Source organism: Rhodococcus sp. NS-SX18 (genome assembly GCF_057367935.1).
In genome coordinates this window covers 523,469-545,708 of the sequence record NZ_CM170633.1, presented here as the reverse complement: position 1 = coordinate 545,708, position 22,240 = coordinate 523,469, and the positions used below count along the sequence as shown (strand labels likewise).

General features: G+C 70.3%; 25 protein-coding genes. 9 read left to right on the top strand and 16 right to left on the bottom strand.

The window, feature by feature from the left end:
* Window positions 1–13: 13 nt before the first annotated feature.
* Genes AC2IPW_RS02520 through AC2IPW_RS02505 form a run of 4 tightly spaced genes read right to left on the bottom strand, consistent with a single transcriptional unit; the run spans window position 14 to window position 4,425 of the window.
* Complete coding sequence (locus tag AC2IPW_RS02520) at window positions 14–640, bottom strand: acetoacetate decarboxylase family protein (RefSeq protein ID WP_003935294.1); 627 nt, start codon at window positions 638–640, stop codon at window positions 14–16.
* Window positions 633–2,348: an FAD-dependent oxidoreductase gene (locus tag AC2IPW_RS02515; protein WP_486376213.1), complete on the bottom strand. Its 1,716-nt coding sequence runs from the start codon at window positions 2,346–2,348 to the stop codon at window positions 633–635. Before AC2IPW_RS02515 ends, AC2IPW_RS02520 begins: the two co-directional genes overlap by 8 nt.
* On the bottom strand, window positions 2,345–3,850 hold the full coding sequence (locus tag AC2IPW_RS02510; protein ID WP_486376212.1) for a flavin-containing monooxygenase: 1,506 nt from the start codon (window positions 3,848–3,850) through the stop codon (window positions 2,345–2,347). The genes AC2IPW_RS02515 and AC2IPW_RS02510 overlap by 4 nt, the downstream gene beginning before the upstream one ends.
* Window positions 3,847–4,425 carry a TetR/AcrR family transcriptional regulator gene (locus AC2IPW_RS02505; RefSeq protein WP_059175027.1) on the bottom strand — a complete coding sequence of 193 codons (579 nt, stop codon included), beginning with the start codon at window positions 4,423–4,425 and terminating at the stop codon, window positions 3,847–3,849. Before AC2IPW_RS02505 ends, AC2IPW_RS02510 begins: the two co-directional genes overlap by 4 nt.
* Before the next feature lie 190 nt (window positions 4,426–4,615).
* Here AC2IPW_RS02505 and AC2IPW_RS02500 point away from each other — a divergent pair, with 190 nt between their 5' ends.
* From AC2IPW_RS02500 to AC2IPW_RS02485, 4 genes are all read left to right on the top strand, one after another.
* Complete coding sequence (locus AC2IPW_RS02500; RefSeq protein WP_416062566.1) at window positions 4,616–5,782, top strand: acyl-CoA dehydrogenase family protein; 1,167 nt, start codon at window positions 4,616–4,618, stop codon at window positions 5,780–5,782.
* Window positions 5,783–5,830: 48 nt separating this feature from the next.
* Window positions 5,831–7,354 (top strand): acyl-CoA synthetase, encoded by a 1,524-nt coding sequence (locus tag AC2IPW_RS02495; RefSeq protein WP_486376211.1) that lies wholly within the window; start codon window positions 5,831–5,833, stop codon window positions 7,352–7,354.
* 25 nt (window positions 7,355–7,379) lie between these two features.
* Entirely contained in the window at window positions 7,380–8,720 is a 1,341-nt protein-coding gene (locus AC2IPW_RS02490; protein ID WP_003935300.1) for an MFS transporter, read from the top strand.
* 214 nt (window positions 8,721–8,934) lie between these two features.
* The gene (locus AC2IPW_RS02485) at window positions 8,935–9,780 is read left to right on the top strand and encodes a PhzF family phenazine biosynthesis protein (protein ID WP_486376210.1); all 846 of its coding nucleotides are present in this window, start codon (window positions 8,935–8,937) and stop codon (window positions 9,778–9,780) included.
* Window positions 9,781–9,809: 29 nt separating this feature from the next.
* On the opposite strand, the gene AC2IPW_RS02480 is transcribed toward AC2IPW_RS02485, so the two are convergent.
* From AC2IPW_RS02480 to AC2IPW_RS02470, 3 genes are read right to left on the bottom strand one after another with little or no spacing between them, the layout of a single operon-like run.
* The gene (locus AC2IPW_RS02480) at window positions 9,810–10,151 is read right to left on the bottom strand and encodes a DUF3703 domain-containing protein (RefSeq protein WP_003935302.1); all 342 of its coding nucleotides are present in this window, start codon (window positions 10,149–10,151) and stop codon (window positions 9,810–9,812) included.
* Window positions 10,151–10,888, bottom strand: a complete 738-nt coding sequence (locus AC2IPW_RS02475; protein ID WP_486376209.1) for a cation diffusion facilitator family transporter — start codon at window positions 10,886–10,888, stop codon at window positions 10,151–10,153. The genes AC2IPW_RS02480 and AC2IPW_RS02475 overlap by 1 nt, the downstream gene beginning before the upstream one ends.
* Window positions 10,888–11,217 (bottom strand): ArsR/SmtB family transcription factor, encoded by a 330-nt coding sequence (locus AC2IPW_RS02470; protein ID WP_003935304.1) that lies wholly within the window; start codon window positions 11,215–11,217, stop codon window positions 10,888–10,890. The genes AC2IPW_RS02475 and AC2IPW_RS02470 overlap by 1 nt, the downstream gene beginning before the upstream one ends.
* Window positions 11,218–11,347: 130 nt before the next feature.
* Here AC2IPW_RS02470 and AC2IPW_RS02465 point away from each other — a divergent pair, with 130 nt between their 5' ends.
* A complete protein-coding gene (locus AC2IPW_RS02465) occupies window positions 11,348–11,782 on the top strand; it encodes a hypothetical protein (RefSeq protein ID WP_054373152.1) in 435 nt (144 codons plus the stop codon).
* A 36-nt stretch (window positions 11,783–11,818) separates the two neighbouring features.
* On the opposite strand, the gene AC2IPW_RS02460 is transcribed toward AC2IPW_RS02465, so the two are convergent.
* Window positions 11,819–12,121: a hypothetical protein gene (locus AC2IPW_RS02460; RefSeq protein ID WP_486376208.1), complete on the bottom strand. Its 303-nt coding sequence runs from the start codon at window positions 12,119–12,121 to the stop codon at window positions 11,819–11,821.
* A 245-nt stretch (window positions 12,122–12,366) separates the two neighbouring features.
* Between AC2IPW_RS02460 and AC2IPW_RS02455 the strand changes: the two genes are divergently transcribed.
* From AC2IPW_RS02455 to AC2IPW_RS02440, 4 genes are read left to right on the top strand one after another with little or no spacing between them, the layout of a single operon-like run.
* Window positions 12,367–13,056, top strand: a complete 690-nt coding sequence (locus AC2IPW_RS02455; RefSeq protein ID WP_289377575.1) for an energy-coupling factor ABC transporter permease — start codon at window positions 12,367–12,369, stop codon at window positions 13,054–13,056.
* Window positions 13,053–13,412, top strand: a complete 360-nt coding sequence (locus AC2IPW_RS02450) for a PDGLE domain-containing protein (RefSeq protein WP_486376207.1) — start codon at window positions 13,053–13,055, stop codon at window positions 13,410–13,412. Before AC2IPW_RS02455 ends, AC2IPW_RS02450 begins: the two co-directional genes overlap by 4 nt.
* Window positions 13,409–14,167, top strand: a complete 759-nt coding sequence (cbiQ, locus tag AC2IPW_RS02445; protein WP_486376206.1) for a cobalt ECF transporter T component CbiQ — start codon at window positions 13,409–13,411, stop codon at window positions 14,165–14,167. Before AC2IPW_RS02450 ends, cbiQ begins: the two co-directional genes overlap by 4 nt.
* Complete coding sequence (locus tag AC2IPW_RS02440) at window positions 14,164–14,916, top strand: energy-coupling factor ABC transporter ATP-binding protein (protein ID WP_450119499.1); 753 nt, start codon at window positions 14,164–14,166, stop codon at window positions 14,914–14,916. The genes cbiQ and AC2IPW_RS02440 overlap by 4 nt, the downstream gene beginning before the upstream one ends.
* Before the next feature lie 6 nt (window positions 14,917–14,922).
* On the opposite strand, the gene AC2IPW_RS02435 is transcribed toward AC2IPW_RS02440, so the two are convergent.
* The 8 genes from AC2IPW_RS02435 to AC2IPW_RS02400 are packed head-to-tail and all read right to left on the bottom strand — an operon-like array spanning window position 14,923 to window position 22,239.
* Complete coding sequence (locus AC2IPW_RS02435; protein ID WP_486376205.1) at window positions 14,923–15,663, bottom strand: DUF6390 family protein; 741 nt, start codon at window positions 15,661–15,663, stop codon at window positions 14,923–14,925.
* A gap of 18 nt (window positions 15,664–15,681) precedes the next feature.
* Entirely contained in the window at window positions 15,682–16,815 is a 1,134-nt protein-coding gene (gene hypD / locus AC2IPW_RS02430; RefSeq protein WP_054373156.1) for a hydrogenase formation protein HypD, read from the bottom strand.
* A gap of 27 nt (window positions 16,816–16,842) precedes the next feature.
* The gene (locus tag AC2IPW_RS02425) at window positions 16,843–17,115 is read right to left on the bottom strand and encodes a HypC/HybG/HupF family hydrogenase formation chaperone (RefSeq protein ID WP_003935313.1); all 273 of its coding nucleotides are present in this window, start codon (window positions 17,113–17,115) and stop codon (window positions 16,843–16,845) included.
* Window positions 17,116–17,131: 16 nt separating this feature from the next.
* Window positions 17,132–18,217, bottom strand: a complete 1,086-nt coding sequence (gene hypE, locus AC2IPW_RS02420) for a hydrogenase expression/formation protein HypE (RefSeq protein WP_486376204.1) — start codon at window positions 18,215–18,217, stop codon at window positions 17,132–17,134.
* On the bottom strand, window positions 18,214–18,894 hold the full coding sequence (locus AC2IPW_RS02415; protein WP_054373157.1) for a D-sedoheptulose-7-phosphate isomerase: 681 nt from the start codon (window positions 18,892–18,894) through the stop codon (window positions 18,214–18,216). Before AC2IPW_RS02415 ends, hypE begins: the two co-directional genes overlap by 4 nt.
* Window positions 18,891–19,646 carry a HypC/HybG/HupF family hydrogenase formation chaperone gene (locus AC2IPW_RS02410; RefSeq protein ID WP_486376203.1) on the bottom strand — a complete coding sequence of 252 codons (756 nt, stop codon included), beginning with the start codon at window positions 19,644–19,646 and terminating at the stop codon, window positions 18,891–18,893. Before AC2IPW_RS02410 ends, AC2IPW_RS02415 begins: the two co-directional genes overlap by 4 nt.
* A complete protein-coding gene (gene hypF / locus AC2IPW_RS02405) occupies window positions 19,643–21,985 on the bottom strand; it encodes a carbamoyltransferase HypF (RefSeq protein WP_003935318.1) in 2,343 nt (780 codons plus the stop codon). Before hypF ends, AC2IPW_RS02410 begins: the two co-directional genes overlap by 4 nt.
* Entirely contained in the window at window positions 21,982–22,239 is a 258-nt protein-coding gene (locus AC2IPW_RS02400) for a HypC/HybG/HupF family hydrogenase formation chaperone (protein ID WP_003935319.1), read from the bottom strand. Before AC2IPW_RS02400 ends, hypF begins: the two co-directional genes overlap by 4 nt.
* Between the last annotated feature and the right edge of the window lies 1 nt (window position 22,240).

The following is a 22,240-nucleotide window of genomic DNA, read 5'->3' as shown; positions in this document are numbered from 1 at the left end:
CCGGCGCCGCCCGTCAGCGCACCGTCCGGGCCGGACCGATGCTCATCCGGCCCGAGGTGACGACGATGCCGTGGTGTGTCCCCGGCAGCAGCCACTGCCCGAGCGTCGGGCCCTGCGCCTCGACACGGACCCGTGCGTACCGGAACCGTCCTCTCAGCCGCGCCGTAGCCCGGGCCTGACTGCCGTCCGGTTCGGGCTGGGCGAAGGCCAGCCCACCGACGATCGGCAGTTCGGGACCGCGCGGGGACGCGTCGGTGTCCACCTTCCACGTGTCGCCCGTGGCCGAGAACCGGCCGGTGACGTCGCCGTCGAACGAGGCGAGCACCTTGGGCAGGTGCCAGTGCTCGCGGCCGCCGTGCACGGATGCCTCGGAGTCCACGGCGATGAACGGCACGGCCATCGCCGGGACCAGGCCGGGGCGCAGGACGGGGCTGGCGAGCACCTCACGGTAGGGGCCGACGGGCGAGTCGAGATAGTCCACCACCATCGCGAGGGTGAACGGCAGGGTCCGGCCACCGGGGCCGAACTGCGCCGCCCCGGGCGCGCTGCGATGCCACCACAGGGCCGCGCGCGCCTGCGCCGACCAGGGTGGCGGGGCGGACGTCGGCCAGTCGGTGCGTTCGTCGGTGCTCTCAGGCACGCTCCACAACACGGGCGGCCTCCTCTCGTCGGACGGGATAAATCGGCAGGCGCAGCGCCCCGGGCGCGGAGTCCGGAACGCTGGGTCGCACCGGTCGCACGGCGGTGACCGGCACGTAACCGGAGCCGGGCGCCGGACGGGGATCGGCCTCGCCCTTGTTGGGCCACAACGCCATCGCCCGCTCGGCCTGCGCCGTGATGGTGAGCGACGGGTTCACACCCAGATTGGCACTGACGACCGATCCGTCCACGACGTGCAGACCGTCGTGACCGTAGACGCGCAGGTAGGGGTCCACGACACCGGACTCGGGCGAATCCCCGATCACGCATCCGCCGAGGAAGTGCGCGGTCATGGGGATGTCGACCAGGTCCGCGATCGATCCGCCTGCGTCGCCGTCGATCTTGTCGGCGACCCGCCGGATGGCCTCGTGCCCCACCGGGATCCATTCCGGCGGTGGCGCGCCGGGTCCGCGGCGGCTCGTGAGCCGGCGCCCGAGGATACCGCGCTTGCTCGCCAGTTCGAGGGAGTTGTCGTCGGTCTGCATGACCAGTGCGATCACGGTCCGCTCGGACCAGCGCCGCACCGACAGGGTGCGCAGGAACGCCGCGGGATTGCGGGCCGCCACGGCGAAGAATTTCGCCAACCGCGGTGTCCGGCCGCCGCCGTCGACCAGCAGGGCCTGCAGGAGTCCGATAGCGTTGCTGCCCTTGCCGTACCGCACCGGTTCGATGTGGGTGTGGTGGTCCGGGTGGAAGGAGGCGGTGATCGCGATACCCCGGGAGTAGTCCACGGTGCGGTCCTGTGCCGTCGCGGCGAGCACCGCTTCGGAATTGGTGCGCACCACTGTGCCCAGTCGCGGCGACAACCGCGGCAGGGCACCGGTCTCCCGCATCGCGAGCAGCAGCCGCGACGTGCCGTAGGTGCCCGCGGCGAGCACCACCTGGTCGGCGGTGTATACGTCGTGGCGCTTGCGGATCCGGTTCGTGCTGCGGGTGCGGACCTCGTATCCGCCCCCGGCGCGCGGACGGACAGCAGTGACGGTGGTGAGCGGATGGATCGTCGCACCGGCCTGCTCCGCGAGGTACAGGTAGTTCTTCACCAAGGTGTTCTTCGCGCCCACCCGGCAACCGGTCATGCAGCCGCCGCACTCGGTGCAGCCGGTCCGGGCCGGGCCGGCGCCACCGAAGAACGGGTCCGGGACCGTCTGCCCCGGTTCACCGAAGAACACCCCGACCGGCGTGGTGGTGAACGTCTCCCCCACCCCCATCTCCTCGGCCACCGAGCGCATCACTTCGTCCGCGGGGGTCGTCAGCGGATTCGGGCGCACGCCGAGCATCCGCGCGGCCTGCTCGTAGTACGGTCCGAGCTCGGCCTGCCAGTCGGTGATGTGCCCCCACTGCGGGTCCTGGAAGAAACGGACGGGCGGGCGGTAGAGGGTGTTGGCATAGTTGAGCGACCCGCCGCCGACGCCTGCGCCCGCCATGACCAGGACGTCGGGCAGCAGATGGATGCGCTGCACGCCGTAGCAGCCCAGCACCGGCGCCCACAGGTACTTGCGCAGCCGCCAGCTGGTCTTCGGCAGTTCGTCGTCGGCGAAGCGCCGGCCCGCCTCGAGGACGCCGACGCGGTAACCCTTCTCGGTTGCGCGCAGTGCGGCGACACTGCCGCCGAAGCCGGAGCCGACGACCAGCACGTCGTAATGGGTCATGCCGCAATCCTTTCGGCCACGGGGCGGGCCAGGTAGTTCTCGGGATCGAATTGCCGGGTCCGGGCGCGGTACCGCCAGGTGAACGTCGGCCACATCACCGAGTTCCGGCCCTTGCGGTCGAGGTACCAGCTGTCGCAGCCACCCGCGTTCCACACCGTGCCCGCGAGGGCGGGGTCGAGTTCGGCGTTGTAGGTGCGCTGCGCACCCGCAGTCACCTCGACGGTGCCCAGTTCCCGGGACCGCATGGTGCGCAGGGCATCCGCGATGTAAGTGGCTTGTGACTCGAGCATGTACACGATCGAGCTGTGCCCGAGGTTGGTGTTCGGCCCGTACATCAGGAAGAGGTTGGGGAAGCCGTGGACGGCGATGCCCAGGTAGGCACTGGGGCTGCCGTTCCAGGTCTCGGCGAGGGTACGGCCGTCGCTCCCCCGGATGTGCTGGGCCACCGGCGGTTCGGTGACGGTGAAGCCGGTCCCGAAGATGACGGCGTCGACCTCGTACTCGTTGTTGGCTTCGTCGACGACACCGTTCTCGGTGAGTGCCGTCAGCCCGGAGGCCACGACGGTGACGTCGGGCCGGGTGATCGCCGGGAACCAGTCGTTGGACAGCAGGATCCGTTTGCACATGATCCGGAACTTCGGGGTGAGCTTCGTCCGCAGCTCCGGATCGGAGACCTGCTTGTCGAGCACCGACAGCGCCCGGCGTTCGAACAGCGGCACGAGCCACCGGCGCGCGAACGGACGTGTCATCCCGACGACGTACGTCTCCTTCTGCCCGTAGACAGCCCCGCGAACGACCTTCTGGGCGAGCGGGAAACGCCGGTAGAGAGCCCGCACCGGACGGGTGATGGTGTGGTCGTGCTTGGGCATGACCCACGAGGCGGTGCGCTGGAACAGCGTCAGGTGCCCGACGGTGCCGACGATGGCGGGGACGAACTGGATCGCGGAGGCACCGGTGCCGATCACGGCGACGCGCTTGCCGGTCAGGTCGTAGTCGTGGTCCCACTGCGCCGAGTGGAACATCCTGCCGCGGAACGATTCCAACCCCGGCACCTTCGGCAGGGTGGGGGTGGACAGTGCCCCGGTGGCCGAGACGAGCACGTCGGCGGTGAGGTCACCACGCGACGTCGCCACCATCCAGCGGGCGCTTTCGTCGTCCCACTGCGCGTCGCGCAGTGCGCACCCGAACATCGTCCGGTCGGTGACGCCCTGCTCCTTCGCGACCCGGCGCAGGTAGGCGTAGATCTCGTCCTGGGTGCCGTGGACCTTCGACCAGTCCGGTTCGGGCGCGAAGGAGAACGAGTACAGCGCGCTCGGCACGTCGCAGGCCGCACCCGGGTAGGTGTTCACCCGCCAGGTGCCGCCGACGTCGTCGCCTCGCTCGATCACGAGGACGTCGGCCCGTGGATTCTCGCGCAGGAGGGTGGCGGCCATGCCGATGCCCCCGAAGCCGGCCCCGACGACGAGCGTGTGTACGTGCGGCGGGAGGGTCTCGATGCTCACTTCATCACCAGTTCCTTCCAGACCGGGAGCAGCCGCTCCCGGATCTCACGATCGGATTCGGGGGTGCGCATCAGGGCGGCGACGGCAAGTCCGCGAGCGAGTTCGATGCTCAGGTCGATCTCGTCGGGTCCCATCCGGTCGCCCATGATCTCCAGGCAGCCGACCCGGAGCGCATCGGAGACCTTGCGCTCGAGGGGGATCACCGCCTCGTGCAGGGCGGGATCGGTCCGTGCGGCCACCCACAACTCGAGCGCGGCGTGGAACAGCGGCCCACAGAACGCGTCGGTGAGGACGTCGAGGCCGCGCTCGGGGTCCGGACTGGCCTCGAGAATCTCCGTCAGGCGCTTGTCGACGAGGTGTTCGACCGCGGCGACGACGAGTGATTCCTTGGTCGGGAAGTGATGCAGTTGCGCACCCCGGGACACCCCGGCCCGCTTGGCGATCACCTGAGTGGTGGTGCGTGCGTAGCCGAGTTCGACGAGCGAGTCGACGGCCGCGTCGAGGAGTTTCGCCCGGGTCACGGCGGTGCGCTCGGCCTGTGTGCGCCCGGTGCCCGTGGATGTGGTTCGAGTCACAAGAACGGACGGTAACAGGCAATCAACAAACAGTCCAGACTGCTTGCAAATATGCGACGGGCCGACGTCGTGCCAGATGGGAGGCCTGACCCCCGAAAAGCAATCGAAACTCAACCGTTGACTATTTCAATCATTATTGGTCTACTGTGATCTGCGCGACAAACGTCGCAGAAGGAGGGCCACCGTCTCCATGAGTGCCGTGTCGCTCGAACGCACCATCTACGAATCCGACCACGACGCGTTCCGCGAAACCGCGCGACGCTTCGCCGAGCGCGAGGTCGCACCCCACCTCGAGCAGTGGGCCGCAGCGGGCCGCGTCGATCGCGAGCTCTACCGGCAGGCCGGCAAGCTCGGCCTGCTCGGTGTCGCCGTGCCGGAACGGTTCGGCGGCGGAGGCATCGACGACTTCCGGTTCGGGGCCGTGCTCATCGAGGAGCTCGCCCGCGTCGGCGCCCAGGCCGTCACCATGGGGCTGTCGGGATTCAACGACCTGGTCGCGCCGTACTTCACGGCCCTCGGTACCGACGAACAGAACCACCGCTGGCTCGCCCCCATGGTCGCCGGCGAGGCGGTCGGCGCGATCGCAATGACCGAGCCCGGCGCCGGCAGCGACCTCGCCGCCGTCACCACCACCGCGATCCCCGACGGCGACCACTTCGTCCTCGACGGCAGCAAGATCTTCATTTCCAACGGCATCCTCGCCGACACGATCATCGTCGTCGCGAAGACCGATCCCGCCGCCGGGAAGAACGGGGTGAGCCTGCTCGTCGTCGAGGACGGCATGCCCGGCTTCACGAAGAACGGCCCGCTCGACAAGGTGGGCCTGTCCGCCCAGGACACCGCCGAGCTGGTGTTCGACAACGTCCGGGTACCCCGCGCCAACCTGCTCGGTGAGGAGAACAAGGGCTTCGGATACCTACGCCACAACCTGCCGCAGGAACGGCTGAGCATCGCGGTGACCTCCATGGCCCTGATGACCCGCACGTTCGAGACGGCGTTGCGCCACGCCACCGACCGCAGGGCGTTCGGGCAGCGCATCGCCGACTTCCAGGCCAACCGCTTCTACCTCGCCGAACTGGCCACCGAGATCGAGATCGCGCAGGTGTTCGTGGACCGCTGCATCCTCGACGCCGCACACGGCCGCCTCGACGAGGTGACCGCGGCGATGGCCAAGTGGTGGGTCACCGAGCTGCACCTGAAGGTCGTGCACCGGGCCGTGCAACTGCACGGCGGCTACGGCTTCATGAAGGAGTACGACGTCGCCCGCGACTATCTGGACTCCCGGGCCGGGACGCTCTACGGCGGCACCACGGAAATCATGAAGGAGATCGTCGGTCGCAGGCTCACCCGGCCGTAGCCGCTCCGGTCCAGAAAATCCCGAACCCCTAGGCATCGAGGAGATCCCGTGCTCAACCAAGGCACCGGTACGTGGCCGCACCGACGCGCCCGGCAGGCCCCCGACGCGGTCGCGCTCGCCTTCCGCGGCACCGGCATCACCTACCGCGAACTCGACGAGCGGGTCACCCGGCTCGCCCACGCCCTGCGTGCCCTGGGCGTCGGCCCCGGGGACCGCGTCGCGCTGCTGTCGGCGAACCACCCCGCCTATCTCAAGGTACTGTTCGCCGCCGGTCTGCTCGGGGCGGTGTTCGTGCCACTCAACGCCCGGCTGACCACCCCCGAGGTGGAGTACTGCCTGGCCGACTCCGGCAGCACCGTCCTGGTCCATTCCGCTGCCCTCACGGACGTCGCCGAGGCCGCCGCGACCGCGGCCGGAACCACCCGGCGCGTGGTCCTCGACGGCGAGCCCGACGACCGGGCTGTCGGCTACGAGACGATCGTCGCGGCCGCCCCCGCCGACCGCCTCGACGTCCCGGTCACACACGACGACCCGTGCTTCATCATGTACACCTCCGGCACGACGGGCCGGCCCAAGGGTGTCGTCCTCAGCCACGGGAACGTGGTGTTCGCGGTGATGAACCCGATCGTCGACCTCGACTTCCTCTCGGACGAGGTGGCTCTCGTCGCCGCACCCCTGTTCCACACCGCCGCATTGAACTTCGTCGCCCTGCCCACCCTGCTCAAGGGTGGCACCGTGCTCGTCGAGGAAGGTTTCGAGCCGGGCCGAATCCTGCACCTGATCGAAACCGAAAGAGTCACCTACTCGTTCGGGGTGCCTACGATGCTCGACGCGATGAGCGCCCACCCGAACTGGGACCGCACCGACCTGAGTTCGATTCGTCGCTGGATCGTCGCGGCCGCACCGGTTCCACCGCGGACCCTCCAGACCTACACCGCCCGGGGCGTCCGCCTCTGCCAGGGGTACGGGCTGACCGAGACCGGACCGGGCGCACTGATACTCACCCCCAAGGACGCCGAACGCAAGATCGGCACCGCGGGCGCCCCGCACTTCTTCACCGACGTGCGCGTCGTCGATCCCGACGGCTCCGCGGTCACCGCCGGCGACCGTGGCGAGATCCAGATCTCCGGGCCGAATGTGATGCAGCGCTACTGGAATCGGCCCGACGCCACCGCGGACGCCTTCACCGGCGACGGCTGGTTCCGCTCCGGCGACGTGGGCGTTCCCGACGAGGACGGCTTCGTCACGATCGTCGACCGGCTCAAGGACATGATCATCTCGGGTGGCGAGAACATCTACCCCGCGGAAGTGGAGGCCGCCATCCTCGACCTGCCCGGCGTGATCGGCTGCGCCGTCTTCGGTGTGCCCGACGAGAAATGGGGTGAGGTCGGCCGGGCGGCGGTCACCCTCGCCGACGGCGTCACCCTCACCGAGGACGAGATGTTCGCCTTCCTCGGCGAGCGTCTCGCCAAGTACAAGATCCCCAAGTCCCTCCTCGTTCTCGACGAGATCCCCCGCAACGCCACCGGAAAGGTCCGCAAGGACACGTTGCGCGAGCAGTACGCCCACTGACCCGACTGTCACTGCAGGAGCTCACATGACCGTCACCGCATCCGCGGACATCACTGCGGCCCAGAGGAAGAAGGAAGTTCGACGCGTCGTGCTGTCGAGCTATCTGGGCAGCACGATCGAGTTCTACGATTTTCTGCTCTACGCGACCGCGGCGGCGATCGTCTTCGCCCCCGTGTTCTTCTCGGATCTGTCCCCGCTCGCCGGAACGATCGCGTCGATGGGGACGTTCGCTGCGGGTTATCTGGCCCGCCCCTTCGGTGGCATCGTCTTCGGGCACTTCGGCGACCGGTACGGCCGCAAGTCGATGCTGCTGATCTCGATGACGGTCATGGGCGTGGCATCGTTCCTCATCGGCCTCGTCCCGCCCGCGTCGGCGATCGGATCGTGGGCCGCGATCATTCTCGTGCTGCTGCGCGTGTGTCAGGGCATCGCCGTCGGCGGCGAGTGGGGTGGGGCGGCGCTCATGTCCCTCGAACACGTCGGGGGACGGGGACGCGGTTTCGCCGCGGCGTTCACCAATGCCGGGGCACCCACCGGTTCGCTGCTCGGCACCCTCGCCCTGGCGCTGGTGGCGCTGCTGCCCGAGGACGACTTCCTGTCGTGGGGCTGGCGCATCCCGTTCCTGCTGTCCGCGGTGATGCTGGCCGTCGGCCTGTTCGTCCGGGCCCGGGTGTCCGAGAGCCCGCTGTTCCGGGAGGCGATGGCGCGGCAGGCCGAGGTCGATGCCGCCGCCGCGGACCGGCCCACCCCGCCGATTCTGAGCATCCTGCGCCGACCGCGGAATCTGCTGCTCGTCGCCCTGGGCTGCATGGCCAGCTTCGGGATCCAGACCATGTTCACCACGTTCGCCATCGGTTACGCGTCCCATTCCGGGGTGACCCGATCGCAGGCGCTGATGGCGTTCGCCGTCTGCCAGTTCGTCGCGATCTTCACCCTGCTCGGGTTCGCCCGCCTCTCCGACCGCGTCGGCCGGCGCCCGGTGATGCTCTTCGGCCTCGGCGCGTTCGTCGTGCTGATCGTGCCGATCCTGGTGCTGCTGTCGTCCGGCAACGTCGCGCTGGTGACGCTCGGGTTCGTGCTCGGTTTCGGCGTCTGCCAGTCCGCGACCTACGGTCCGATGGCGGCGTACATCGCCGAGCAGTTCGGCACCGCAGCCCGGTACACCGGCGCCTCGCTCGGCTACCAGGGCGCGACGTTGCTCGGCGCGGGCTTCACCCCGGTGATCCTCGCGTCGCTGCAGGCGGCCGCCGGCGGCGGCACCGGACTCGTCGCGGCGTTCATGATCGGCCTGGCAGTGCTGAGCGCGGTGTTCATCCTCCTGGCGAAGGAGAGCAAGGACCGCGATCTGAGCACCTACGAGCACTGATCCACGAAACTCCGAGGGCGCGCAGGGAATCCCTGCGCGCCCTCGGAGTTTCCGCCCCCGGTCGGCGTCGCGTCGGCCGGTGCTCCGGATACGCCCCCGCCGAGGTCTCCACCGCCCGGGGAACGGCTCGAACGCCGCCTCGAGCGGCCGGATATTCGGGTGCGTACCGCCGGCTCCGCGACCACAATGGGACGGCATCGACGAAGGAGACGCAATGGTGCAGCCACGGTCCCGGGAGTTCTCGCAGGTCGACGTGTTCGCCGCCGAACCGTACCGGGGGAACCCGGTCGCGGTGGTTCTCGACGGCGCCGGCCTCCCGGACGAGGCGATGGCGCAGTTCGCGGCGTGGACGAACCTGTCCGAGACCACGTTCGTCCTTCCCCCGACGACCGCCGGGGCCGACTACCGGCTACGCATCTTCACCCCGGCCGCGGAGATCCCGTTCGCCGGTCACCCCACCCTCGGCTCGGCGCACGCGTGGCTCGAGGCCGGCGGGGTGCCGAACAGCCCGGGTCTGCTCGTTCAGGAGTGCGGAGCCGGACTCGTCGCGCTGCGCCGCGGCGACGAGTCCCTGGCGTTCCGGGCTCCCGAACCGGTCCGTCGCGGCGACCTCGACGACGAACACCTGTCCCGGATCGCCCGGGGGCTCGGGATCGACCGTGCGCGAATCGTGGCGCACAACTGGGTCGACAACGGACCCGGCTGGGCCGCGGTCCTGCTCGGGTCCGCGCAGGAGGTGCTCGACCTCGAACCCGACGACCAGCACATGCGCGACCTCGTCCTCGGCGTCGTCGGTCCCTACCCGCCGGGATCACCGCACCAGTTCGAGGTGCGCGCCTTCGCGGCACCCGTAGGCATCCGGGAGGATCCGGTGACGGGAAGCCTCAACGCGGGCCTGGCCCAGTGGCTGATCGGTGCCGGCCTCGCGCCGGCCGACTACCGGGCGCGTCAGGGCACTCGCGTCGGCCGCCACGGCATCCTGACCGTGCATTCGTCGGGCGACGAGGTGTGGATCGGAGGATCCAGCACGACCTGTATCCGAGGCACCGTGCACCTGTGAGCACCGATCGCGGGCGGGTCCGCCTGCGACTACGCCGACAGCGCCCGGGCCAGATCGTCGGGGACCGGCATCGGCGTGGTCAGTCCGGCAGCGACCCGTCCGGTGTTGCCTTCGGGGTACCGGCCGGTCATCGAACCGGGGGCAGCGACGAGGATCCGCACGACCTGCCCGAGAGCCTCGCGGCGGTCACGGCAGCGCAGGGCCAGGGCGAGCATCGCGGCGTGGTTGCAGGTGTGCAGCCACGGGTCCGGCTGCGAGAGGATGTGTGCGCGTTCGAGATGGCGCCACCGCTGTTGCGCGTCGCGGGCGGTTCTCGACGCCGTCATCTCCTGTCGGTAGAGGGCTCGGGCAGTGGCACCGATACGAGGCATCATCGATCCTTCGGGTCGGGGGTGGTTCGGCAGCAATCGCATTCGGATCCGCAGCAGCATTCCGGCGCGTCATCGGTCACCACTGCGGGTACGGGACAGCAGGTTCGGCCTCTCCAGGCTTCGAGTCCTTCCCGCACCGCGAAGACCGCAATGACGAGTGCCGCGACCGGATCGGCCCACGACAGACCGAATGCGCTGTTGAGTACCAGCCCGATCAGCAGCACGGCCGAGAGGTACGTGCACAGCAGCGTCTGCTTCGAATCGGCCACGGCGGAGGCAGATCCGAGTTCGCGCCCGGTACGCCGCTGAGCCCAGGACAACACGGGCATGATCACCAGGCTCGCCGCGGCCAGCGCGATCCCGACCGGCGAGTGCCGGGCTTCGCCGATCCCGAGCAGCGATCGGATCGAGTCGACGCCGACATACAGGGCGAGCCCGAAGAACGAGAACGCGATGATCCGCAGCGTGGCCTTCTCGCGGGCTTTCGGATCTCGGCCGGCGAACTGCCAGGCCACCGCGGCGGCGGAGGACACCTCGATCAGCGAATCGAGCCCGAACCCGATCAGCGCCGTCGACGACGCCCGCGCGCCCTCGGTCAACGCGACGCTCGCTTCGACGATGTTGTACGCGATCGTCGCGGTCACCAGCAGCCGGATCCGTTTCGTGAGCACGGACCTGCGTTTCGTGGGCACCGCCCGGGACGGCGTCGACGACGCGGCGGGCCGTCGCGCGGACATCAGCAGCAGTCCTCGGCTGCGGCGGTGGGGCAGCACGAGGGGTCCACGGCCAGGACCAGGCCGAGCAGGTCGTCGAGCGCGTGCCCGATCCGGCGATCGGCGAGTTCGTAACGACTGCGCCGGCCTTCGGGCACCGCGACGACCAGACCGCACCCACGCAGGCACGCCAGGTGATTCGAGAGGATCTGCCGGCTGACGCCGATCGATTCGGCCAGTTCCGAGGGATACCCCGGACCACGCCGTAGGGTCAGCAGAATCCGCGTCCGGGTCGGATCCGAGAGGGCATGACCGAACCGGGACAGCGCCTCGTGATGCTCCACCGCCTCCACGAGCTCGAATGTACATCGAATTCTGTATTCAGAAAAGGGTGTATCGGGGGGCGGCCGCGAAGTGCGGTGCCGAAAGTCGCACCGCCACTAGACTCGGCGACCACATGCCGACCGCAGCCGAGGACGGGTGATGGACACTCTCGCGCGTTACGTCGAACTGTTCGTGCCGATGCTCTGGCTCGGAATGGTGCTCGCGATCTCCTTCCTGGAAGCGCCCTTGAAGTTCCGGGCACCGGGGATCACGGTCCCGCTCGGGCTCGGCATCGGCCGCCTGGTGTTCCGGGCCCTGAACACGGTCGAGGTCGTTCTCGCCGTCGTGCTGATCGTCGCGTGCCTGATCCTCCCGCCGGGCACGGCGGGCTGGGTGCTGCTGCTGGTGACCGTGACCGTGCTGGTGGTGCAGGTGGCGGTGATCCGGCCGCCGCTGACACGCCGATCGAACCGCATCCTCGCCGGCGAGGATGCACCCCGCTCGAAGGTGCACTACGCCTACGTGGCGCTCGAAGTCGTCAAGGTCGCCCTGCTGATCGCGCTGGCGATCGTTCTGGCGCGCACGTTCGTCTGACCGGACCCGGCGCACCGGGCTCGACGCTCTGCCCGATCAGCGCGTGTCCTCGGCGCGGTGCACCTCTGCCCTGTCGTCCGGTGCGGGACGGACATCCCCGTGCTCCGTCCGCCCTTCGTAGGGCGGGACGACCGCGTCCGCGTCCCCGACCGTCGTGGTGTGCCCGGGGCGGTGCGACTCCGCGTCGCCAGGTTCGGCAGAGATCATCTCGTCGTCCTCGAACGCGCCGGCGGGACGGTCCGCGGGCCCTCCTCCGGGGCCGGTGGAGCCCAAATCGCGCGAGCCGGGGGCACCCCGCTCCGACTGCGGTTCCTCTTGCCTTCCGGTTCCGTCGTTCATCGTTTCTCCTCGGGGATTCGAGCATTCCGACGAATGGACCCCCTCACTCCATCCGAGCACGCGGCGCCGCGTTTGTCGACAGCCGATCTCGCCGGGAGACGGCAGGAGGCCCGACCGCGGACCGCCCCGCACGAAGGTCCCGGCGGAACCGGACGAACCGGCCCGACGGCCGAAAGCCTGTTCAGTTGTTCAGGTGGGCAGCTAGAATCGCGTGGACGCATCCTCACGTCTCGGAGGTTCTTCCGATGGACGTCGTAGCCATGCACATGAGCGACGGTCTACTCGACGCGCGGACCTCCCTGCTGTTCTTGGTCGTCGCCGCGCTCGGCCTCGCGGTGGCGCTCCGCAAGGCCCGGTCCGAGCTCGACGAGCGCACCGCTCCCCTGGCCGGCCTCGTCGCGGCGTTCGTCTTCGCCCTGCAGATGATCAACTTCCCGGTCCTGCCGGGAGTGAGCGGGCACGTACTCGGCGGCGCGCTCGCCGCCGTCCTGGTCGGTCCCGCGACCGCTGCCCTGTGCCTGACGGTCGTCCTGGTCGTGCAGTCACTGCTCTTCGCCGACGGCGGTCTCACCGCCCTCGGCGCCAACGTCACCAACATGGCCCTGCTCGGCGTCGTCGCCGGGTACGGTACGGCCGTGGCGCTGCGTCCACTGCTGCGCCGGTACCCGTCCGGACCGGCCCTCGGCGTGATCTCTTTCGGCGCAGCGCTGGTCGCGACTGTCGCAGCGGCAACCGGGTTCCTGGTCGAGTACGCGGTCGGCGGCACCGCCGGGTCTGCCGGCACCGTCGCTGCGTTCCTGCTCGGCACCCACGTACTCATCGGCGCCGGTGAAGGACTCGTCACCGCCGTCACCGTCGTCGCGGTGGCCCGGGCGCGGCCCGACCTCGTCTATCTGTTCCGCCCGCTGCGGCAGCCGACCCGGGCACCGGCATGACGCGCCGGCGTGTGTCGATCTTGTTCGCGGTGGCGGCGTTCCTGTGCGCGGGGGTGCTGTCTTACCTTGCCGATTCGAGCCCCGACGGACTCGAGGCCGCAACCGCGCGGGGATGTGCCGTGGCCGAAGTCGACGGTAGCACCGTCATGACCGGGGAGTGCCCGGCGAGTGAGGCCGCGGATCATCCGTGGGACACGGGACCGCTGGCCGGCTACACGGTAGCCGGTCACACCGGAGCCACCGGCGTAGCCGGAGTTCTCGGCGTCGCCGTGACGACGGTGGTTGCCACGATACTGTTCCGTCTCCTCGTCCGCCGACGGGGCGCATCCGGGAACCCTCCGGGACCGCAGCCGTGACCACCGCGCTGCCGATCGGGCCTGCACGCGCGACGACTGCGGTGCACCGTCTGCCCACCGAGGTGAAGATCGTCGCCGCAACGACATTCGTCTTCGCCGTTGTCGCCACTCCGCGCGAGGCGATGTGGGCATTCGCCCTCCATTTCGCGGTCGTCGCGGTGATCTGTGTACTCGCCGGGATCCGCTGCGCCTGGCTGGCGCCGCGCATGTCGATCGAGGCACCGTTCGTCGTGCTCGCCGTCCTGCTCCCCTTCGCCGAGGCAGGCGAGCGGGTCGGCGTCCTGGGGGTCTCGCTGTCGGTTCCAGGCCTGTATGCGGCGTGGGGCATTCTGGTCAAGGGCACCCTCGGGGTGCTCGTCTCCCTCGTCCTCGCGGCCACCACCCCGGCCCAGGACCTGCCCGCCGGTTTGGCCCGCCTCCGGGTTCCACCACTGATCACGACGGTAGCGGTGCTCATGCTGCGTTACCTCGAACTGCTTGCCGCCGAGGCGAACCGAATGCACCGTGCCCGGGTCTCCCGTGGTGACGACCCACGCACCCTCCACCGCATCGGAGCGACGGCCCGGGGAATCGGGGGACTGTTCGTCCGCGCCTACGAGCGCGGTGAGCGGGTGCATCTGGCCATGATCTCCCGCGGATTCACCGGCGCCGTCCCGATCTTCGGTCCTCCCGCCGCCGCAGTGGCCTGGGCCGTGGGCCTGCTGCCGGCCGTCGCCGCCGGTGCCGTGTGCGCCGCTGCCTGGGTGACGGCATGACCCCGGAACCGGCCGTGCTGCTGACGGGGGTACGGCACGTCCACCCCGACGGGCACTGCGCCCTCGACGGCATCGACCTCGCCGTCACCGCCGGTGAGCGGGTCGCGGTCCTCGGCCCGAACGGCGCCGGCAAGACCACCCTGATGCTGCACCTGAACGGCGTACTGACCCCGTCGTCGGGGACCGTCCGGATCGGCGGGCTGCCGGTCGGGCGTGACACCCTGCGTGAGATCCGGCGTCGAGTCGGACTGGTGTTCCAGGATCCCGACGATCAGTTGTTCATGCCGACCGTCGCACAGGACGTTGCGTTCGGGCCCGCCAACTTCGGCGTTCCCGCAAAAGAACTCGACACCCGGGTTCGCGAGGCCCTCGAGGCGGTCGGCATGACCGAGCACGCCGACCGCAACACTGCGCACCTGTCCGCGGGGCAGCGTCGACGGGTCGCCCTCGCCACCGTGCTGGCGTGCCGGCCCGACGTTCTGGTCCTGGACGAGCCGTCCACAGACCTCGATCCCGTCGCCCGGCGGGAACTGGCCGAGGTCCTCCTCGGCATCGACGCCACCCTGCTGCTGGTCACCCACGACCTGCCGTACGCCGCGCAGGTGTGCAGCCGGGCCGTGATCGTGAGCGACGGACGACTCGTCGCGGACGGTCCGATCGCCACCCTGCTCGCCGACTCGGACCTGCTCACCGCGAACCGGTTGGAACTACCGTGGGGTTTCACCCTGCCGCAGACCGACCCGCGCTGAGTGCCGTCACCCCGCGGCGAGCCGGCCGTTGGTGCGGTCGAGCTGCCGCACCGTCGCGGCCTCCAGCCGTCCCACCTCCTCCTCCCGGAGCCGGTCGCACAAGAAATCCCAGTGCAGCGCAACATGTTCTCCGAGCCGCAGTCCCGGCACGAACACCCCCGCACCGGTGCGGCGCCGTACCGTCTCGGCGCGTTCCGCGCCGAGACGCAGGCGGGCACCGTCGAACTCGAGCCGGCGGCTGCGCACCGTCGCCGTGTCGGGGCCGACGTCGACGACGGTGCCCCAGCGGATCCGGCAGGAATCGAGAACCTGCACCGGCTGGGGCATCCCGGTCGTCAGCAGTCGCGACCACGGGTACACCCCCAGCACGTGGAACGCGTGCGTCGGCGCAGCCTCGGCAATCAGTTCGGGTGTCAGGTGAGTCCAGTAGTGCCCCGCCTGCGTGCCCAACCGCTCGAGCAGCCGGGTCCCGAACTCCACCGGGTCGATCCGGTCCGTCAGGGCGTTGCCCGTCCAGTAGGCGCGCACCACCTCTGCGTCGAGGGGGTCGCTCCGGCCGGCCAGGGCCGCGATCAGCTCCTGATAGGGCCACGCTCCGGTGAACCGTCGGGCGGCGGCCACGACCGCCGCGCCGTCGCCGTGCCCACATGCGGCCGCCTCGAGGGCCGCCGCCCCTGCCGGGCCGCAATAACCGAGCGCGTTCGGCGCGTGGGCGTAGCGGGCGAAGAGCACCTGCCCCTCCGTCACCACTGCCACCGCCACCGATCAGGCCGTTCCGCGTTGCCCCACCAGTGCCGCGGTGTCCCGGTGCAGCCGGCCGAAGTTGTAGTAGGCCGCACATGCCCCTTCCGGCGACACCATGCAGGTGCCGATGGGTGTCTCCGGCGTGCACGCCGTGCCGAAGACTTTGCATTCCCACGGTTTGATGACGCCCTTGAGCACTTCACCGCACTGACACGCCTTCGGGTCGGCGACGCGCAGGCCGGGCATCGAGAACCGCTGCTCGGCGTCGAAGTTCGCATAGTCGGGATGGATGCCGAGCGCACTCTGCGAGATGAATCCGAGTCCCCGCCACTCGAAGTGCGGCCGCAGCGCGAACGTCTGCGCCAGCAGCCGCAGTGCCTGCACGTTGCCCTCGGGCCGCACCACCCGGCTGTACTGGTTCTCCACCTCGCATCGGCCGTCCCGTATCTGCCGCAGCAGCATGTGCACGGAGGCGAGTATGTCGAGCGGCTCGAATCCGGCCACCACGATCGGTTTTCCGTACACGGCGGGGACGAAGCGATAGGGACGCAGTCCCACCACCGTCGACACGTGACCCGGTCCGAGAAATCCCGAGAGCCGCAGATCCGGCGACTCGAGGATCGCCTTGATGGGCGGCACGATTGTCACGTGATTGCAGAACACCGTGAAGTTGCTCAGGCCGAGTTGTCTCGCCCGCACGAGCGTCACCGCCGTGGACGGAGCGGTGGTCTCGAAGCCGACGGCGAAGAACACCACATGCCGGTCCGGGTGGTCCACCGCGATCTTCAGGGCGTCCAGTGGGGAATACACGAATCGGACGTCGGCGCCGCGGGCCTTGGCCTCGAGCAGGTTTCCGCGCGAGCCGGGCACCCGCATCATGTCCCCGAACGTCGTGAACACCACGTTCGGTTGCTCGGCCAACCACATGGCGTCGTCGATGCGACCCATGGGGATCACGCACACAGGACAGCCGGGGCCGTGCACCAACTCCACCGATGCGGGCAGCAGGTGTTCGATGCCGTGCCGGTAGATGGTGTGGGTGTGGCCGCCGCACACCTCCATGAACTTGAACTCGTCCCCGGCGGCGAGGTCGGTGATCGAGGCCACCAGGGCGCGCGCCGCGGCGGGGTCGCGGAACTCGTCGACGAATTTCATTATCCTGCTCCGCCTTTCATCCGGTGCTCAGGCGATCTCGGACGCACTGAAGGCTTCGATCTCGTTGACGTAGTCGGCGCCCATCTTGCGCACCTGCTCGAGGGTCAGCTTCGCCTCGTCCTCGTCGATCCGGGCCATCGCGAAGCCGACGTGCACCAGCACCCAGTCCCCGACCTGCAGGCCGGTGCCGGCGAGCAGCCGGACGCTGATTGCGCGCTGCACGCCGTTGACGTCCACCTTCGCCAGATCCTGGGCGGGGTCGACCATGTCGACCACCCGGCCGGGAATTCCCAGGCACATTACGTCTCTCCTCACCTCAGCAGATCCGGGGCAGCGGGTCGCCCACGAGCATGTCCACGATCCGGCTGCCCCCGAACGCGGTACGCAACGCGACGATGCCCTCCGGTTCGGCCAGGATCTCCCCGATCTCCGCGGCGTCGCCGCCGCCGGGGCACGCCCGCAGTGCGGCGAGGGCGGCGTCCGCCTCGTCCGGGGCGACGACCGCGACGAACTTGCCCTCGTTGGCGACGTACAGCGGGTCGATACCGAGCATGTCGCACGCCCCGGTGACCGTCGGCCGGATCGGCAGCGCGGCCTCGTCGAGCACCACCGCCAGCCCGGTGGCCTGCGCAAGCTCGTTGCAGACGGTGCCGACGCCACCGCGGGTGGGGTCGCGCATCCACCGGGTCGACGGCGCGGCCGCGAGCAGGGCCGCCACCAGCTCGTGCACCGGCGCCGTGTCGGAGGCGATATCCGCTTCGATCGCCAGGTCGCCGCGAGCCAGCAGCACCGCCATGCCGTGATCGCCGAGCGTTCCGGAGATCAGCACCCGGTCGCCGGGGCGCACCAGGTCGGGCCCGAGGCGGCGCCCGGCGGGTACCAGGCCTACCCCGGCGGTGCTGATGTAGAGCCCGTCGGCGGCGCCCCGGCCCACCACCTTGGTGTCGCCGGTGACGATCTCGACCCCGGACCGGGTGGCGGCCGCAGCCATGTCGGCGACGATCTCGCGCAGCCGCGCGATCTCGAAGCCCTCCTCGATGACGAACGCCGCGGACAGCCACCGCGGCCGCGCGCCCGACACGGCGAGGTCGTTGACTGTGCCGTGCACGGCCAGGTGCCCGATCGAACCGCCCGGAAACGACAGCGGCTTGACGACGAACGAGTCGGTGGAGAACGACAGTCTCTCCGCTGCGTCGAGGCGCACGGTGGCGGCGTCGCCGAGCTGCTCGAGTTCGGTGTTGCGGAAGGCATCGACGAACACCGAATCCACCAGTGCCGCGGAGGCCTTGCCCCCAGCGCCGTGCGAGAGCGAGATCACCGTGTCGCGTAGGCGCGGCCGGCGCCGCCGGAACGCCTCGATCCGTTCGAGGACCCGGTCCTCGCGTTCGGCCGATGTGCTCACCGTCCGCCTCCCGTCGCCGATTCCGCGCGCGCCAGGTGTTCCTGCGCGGCCGACCACAGCCGATACCCGATCAGGGCATGGCTCTCCTGGATCCGGTGGATGCTCTGCGAGCGGATCGTGAAGCAGAAGTCCAGATCGTCGGTGGCGGCCATCCGGCCGCCGTCGTGCCCGGCGAATCCGATGGTGAGCAGTCCTCGCCGCCGCGCCTCCGCCAGCGCCGTCATCAGGTCGTCGGAGTTGCCGGAGGTGGACAGGGCGATCGCGACGTCGTCGCCGTGCGCGTGCGCGATGATCTGCCGCGAGAAGATCAGCTCGAACCCGACGTCGTTGCCGAGCGCCGTCACCACTGCCTGATCCGCGGCGAGCGACCAGGCCGGCACCGGCCGTCCCCGGGCCGGCCGGCTGAACAGCGTCGCCAGGGTCGCCGCGTCGGTGGAGCTGCCGCCGTTGCCGAAGGTGTAGAGCCGGCCGCCGCGGGCGAAGCGCTCGGCCATGCGCCGGCCTGCCGCGACGAGGTCCTCGCCCCATTCTTCGAGCGACGCCCGTTGCAGACGCGCACTGTCGGCCGCCTTGCCGCGGGCCGACGCTGCAAGATCGCGCAACAGGGTGGTGGCGTCGTGCTCCTGCGCGTCGATGAACGGGTACAGGAAGTCGGTGTCGTCCGGTTCGGTGCTCACAGCCGTCCCCCCTCATCGAGTTCCCCAGCATCGAGTTCCCGCGCGTCGAGTCTGGCGATGGCGACGCCGCCGTGCACCAGCACCAGATCACCGGGCTCGACGTCGCCGAGGAGGGAGACGTCGACCCGCTCCCGGCCGGCCGCGGTCCGCACCGGCGCGGCGCCGGTGTCGTCGGCCGGCCACACCACCTCACCGAGCCGGCCCTCGTCGCTGCAGGTCACGCACACCTCGTCGGTGCAGCCCGGATCGGTGAGCAGACCGGGATGCTCGAAGCACACGTGCGTCAGTTCCCACAGCAGGTGGTACAGCAGCACGAATCGCCCGGTGGCGGGCACCATCGGATCGTCCGAGTCCACCCACAGCACATGAGTGGCCGCACCGGGCGCGGGCCGCGGACCGGCCCCGATCCAGATGGTGTCGGTGCCCCACGCGGGTGCGCGCCGGGCGATCTCGCGCACGGCCGGCTGATCGGCGGAGGCGACCGCCAGAATCACGTCGCCGGGGCGGGCGGCGACCCGGCACTGGGCGACCGGGTCCGGCTCCACGAGCGACACCGACGGCAATGCCCGTTTCCCCATGATCACGGGGTGCACGAACTCGACCGCCACGTGATGGGCGTGTGGCTCCCACTGCGGGGACACCACCCATAAGGTCGCCCCGGCATGGAACCGGCGGGCCAGGCCCAGCGCCGTCGCGGCGAGGTCGGCAGCGAGTTCCGCGCCGATCGGCTCGGTGTCGTGTGTCGATGTCATCGCGCTCGTCCCGTCCCGGCAGGGTCCACGGCCCGGCTGTGTGCGAACGCGGCGCCGAGCGCCGCCTGCCCCAGCGACAGGCCACCGTCGTTCGGTGGCACCCGCCTGTGTGTCAGCACTTCGAACCCTCTGTCCTGCAGCATAGTTCGCATCATGTCCAGCAGGAGCCGATTCTGGAACACGCCGCCCGTCAAGCCGATGGTGCGTACCTCCGCCGCGTCAGCGATCCGGGCCGCCAGCCGCACTGTTGCCGATGCCAGCGCACGGTGGAAGCCTGCCGCGAGGTCCGCGGCCGGGATCCCGAGCCGGACGCCGGCGACGAGGCAGGCCAGCGTGCCGGCCCAATCCAGCTCGTTCCCGCGCAGCGACGAATGCATCGGCGCGGCATCCGTGGCGGTACGCGCCAGCACCTCGAGTTCGATCGCAGCCTGCGCCTCGTAGCTGATCCGGTGCCGCACCCCCAGCACGGAGGCCACCGCGTCGAACAGCCGGCCGGCGCTGGTGGTGCGCACGCAGCCGAAGCCCGACGCCAGCTGCGAGTCCACCACGGCGCATTCGGCGGCACCGAGCGCCCTCACGCACGGCAGGTCCTCGATCTCCTCGATGCCGGCCTCCCGCAGCACGGCCAGCGCGATCCGGGCCGGAGTGCGCACGGCGACGTCGCCGCCGGGCAGCGGGAACGAACGCAGGTGCCCGGCGCGCCGGGCGTCGCGGGGATCCGCTCCCACCAGCAGCAGTTCCCCGCCCCAGACGGTGCGGTCGCAGCCGTACCCGGTGCCGTCGAACGCGATCCCCAGCACGGGGGTCCCGAGCCGGTGATGCTCGGCGAGCAGAGACGCGACGTGCGCGTGGTGGTGTTGCACTGTGCGCAGCTCGACGTCGTGATCCTCGCAGTAGCGTTCGGCCCACTCCCGGGTCGCGTAGCCGGGATGGGCGTCGGCCACCACCACCTCGGGGGTGACGCGGTGCAGGGCGATCAACTGCGCGACCGACGCCTCGAAGGCGCGACGGCTCTCCACCGTGCCCATGTCCCCGAGATGCGCCGAACAGAAGGCATAGTCCTGCCGGGTCAGGCAGAAGGTGTTCTTCACCTCGCCGCCGACAGCGAGGACCACCGGCGCCGCACCACCGAGCAGCACCGGCATCGGCGCAAATCCCCGGGAGCGCCGCAGCGGCAGTTCGACGCCGTCGGCGACCGCGACCACCGAGTCCTCGCACGGCACCGCGATGTCCCGGTCGTGCATCAGGAACAGATCGGCCATGCCACCGAGCCGGGCCACGGCATCGTCGTTGCGGAAGCAGAGGGGCTCGCCGGACAGGTTTCCCGACGTCGCCACCAGCAGCCGCGGCACGGGGTTCTCGTGCCCGGGTACCGGCGCGAACAGCAGATGGTGCAGCGGGGTGTACGGCAGCATCACCCCGAGCTCGTCGAGCCCGGGTGCCACCGCGTCGGCGACGGCCGCGCCGGGACGGGACCGCAGCACCACGATCGGCCGGGCCGGCGCGGTGAGCGCGGCCCGCTCGGCCGCGGACGTCCGGCACACTGCCGCGACGGCCGCCACGTCCGGAGCCATGACGGCGAACGGCTTGTCCGGACGGTGTTTCCGCTCCCGCAGTCGGTTCACCGCGGCGGGGTTCGTGGCATCGCACACGAGATGGAAGCCGCCGAGTCCCTTGACCGCCACGATGTCCCCGGCGGCGAGCGCCGCCTGCACCGTGGCCAGCACCTCCGCGTCTCCGTCGACTCGGCGGCCGCCGCGGACGGCGAAGATCCGCGGGCCGCAGTCCGGGCAGCAGATCGGCTGGGCATGATAGCGGCGGTCCGTCGGATCGGTGTATTCGTGGGCGCAGCTCAGGCACATGGGGAACCGGGCCATGGTCGTCGCCGGCCGGTCGTACGGCAGGTCGGTGATCACCGTGTAGCGGGGCCCGCAGTGGGTGCAGTTGACGAAGGGATGCCGGTAGCGCCGGTCGGCGGGATCGTTCAACTCACGCAGGCAGTCGGCGCAGGTCGCCACGTCCGGCGGAATCAGGGTGCGCGCCCCGTCGGCGTGGTGACTCTCGACGATGCGGAAGTCGTCCTCGCCGAGAGGTATTCGCGGCACGGCGGTCACATCGACGAGCACGGCGAGCGGCGGTGCGTCGCCGCGCAGGCGGCGGGTGAACTCGTCCAGATCCGCGGCGGCACCCTCGACCTCGAGGAACACCCCGGAGTCGTCGTTGCCGCAGTACCCGCCCAGGCGCAACTCGCGGGCCAACCCGGCGACGAACGGCCGGAATCCGACGCCCTGCACCACACCCCGCACCACCAGACGCCGGCGCTCGGCCACGGGGTTCACGGCGCCGCTCCCGGTTCGTCCCGGGGCCGTCCCATCAGTTCGAGCCCCTGCATCGCGCGCCGCGCGCCGGCCTCGTCGACCCGCTCCATCGCGAAGCCCATGTGGATGACGATCCAGTCGCCGGGCGCGAGGTCGGGGTCGTCGAGCATGCCGACGTTCACCTTGCGCTCCTCGCCGGCCACGTCGACGAGGGCGAGCTGCCCGGCGTAACCGTCGAGCCGCCGGATCACCCGTCCCGGGATGCCGAGGCACACC

Excerpts from the sequence above, each read along its gene's own strand:
- AC2IPW_RS02410 (WP_486376203.1), bottom strand. The coding sequence starts at position 19,646 with ATGACATCGACACACGACACCGAGCCGATCGGCGCGGAACTCGCTGCC.
- AC2IPW_RS02490 (WP_003935300.1), top strand. The coding sequence starts at position 7,380 with ATGACCGTCACCGCATCCGCGGACATCACTGCGGCCCAGAGGAAGAAG.
- AC2IPW_RS02460 (WP_486376208.1), bottom strand. The coding sequence starts at position 12,121 with ATGAACGACGGAACCGGAAGGCAAGAGGAACCGCAGTCGGAGCGGGGT.
- AC2IPW_RS02515 (WP_486376213.1), bottom strand. The coding sequence starts at position 2,348 with ATGACCCATTACGACGTGCTGGTCGTCGGCTCCGGCTTCGGCGGCAGT.
- AC2IPW_RS02465 (WP_054373152.1), top strand. The coding sequence starts at position 11,348 with ATGGACACTCTCGCGCGTTACGTCGAACTGTTCGTGCCGATGCTCTGG.
- AC2IPW_RS02475 (WP_486376209.1), bottom strand. The coding sequence starts at position 10,888 with ATGTCCGCGCGACGGCCCGCCGCGTCGTCGACGCCGTCCCGGGCGGTG.
- AC2IPW_RS02450 (WP_486376207.1), top strand. The coding sequence starts at position 13,053 with ATGACGCGCCGGCGTGTGTCGATCTTGTTCGCGGTGGCGGCGTTCCTG.
- hypD (WP_054373156.1), bottom strand. The coding sequence starts at position 16,815 with ATGAAATTCGTCGACGAGTTCCGCGACCCCGCCGCGGCGCGCGCCCTG.
- AC2IPW_RS02480 (WP_003935302.1), bottom strand. The coding sequence starts at position 10,151 with ATGCCTCGTATCGGTGCCACTGCCCGAGCCCTCTACCGACAGGAGATG.
- AC2IPW_RS02440 (WP_450119499.1), top strand. The coding sequence starts at position 14,164 with ATGACCCCGGAACCGGCCGTGCTGCTGACGGGGGTACGGCACGTCCAC.
- AC2IPW_RS02455 (WP_289377575.1), top strand. The coding sequence starts at position 12,367 with ATGGACGTCGTAGCCATGCACATGAGCGACGGTCTACTCGACGCGCGG.
- AC2IPW_RS02500 (WP_416062566.1), top strand. The coding sequence starts at position 4,616 with ATGAGTGCCGTGTCGCTCGAACGCACCATCTACGAATCCGACCACGAC.
- AC2IPW_RS02425 (WP_003935313.1), bottom strand. The coding sequence starts at position 17,115 with ATGTGCCTGGGAATTCCCGGCCGGGTGGTCGACATGGTCGACCCCGCC.
- AC2IPW_RS02485 (WP_486376210.1), top strand. The coding sequence starts at position 8,935 with ATGGTGCAGCCACGGTCCCGGGAGTTCTCGCAGGTCGACGTGTTCGCC.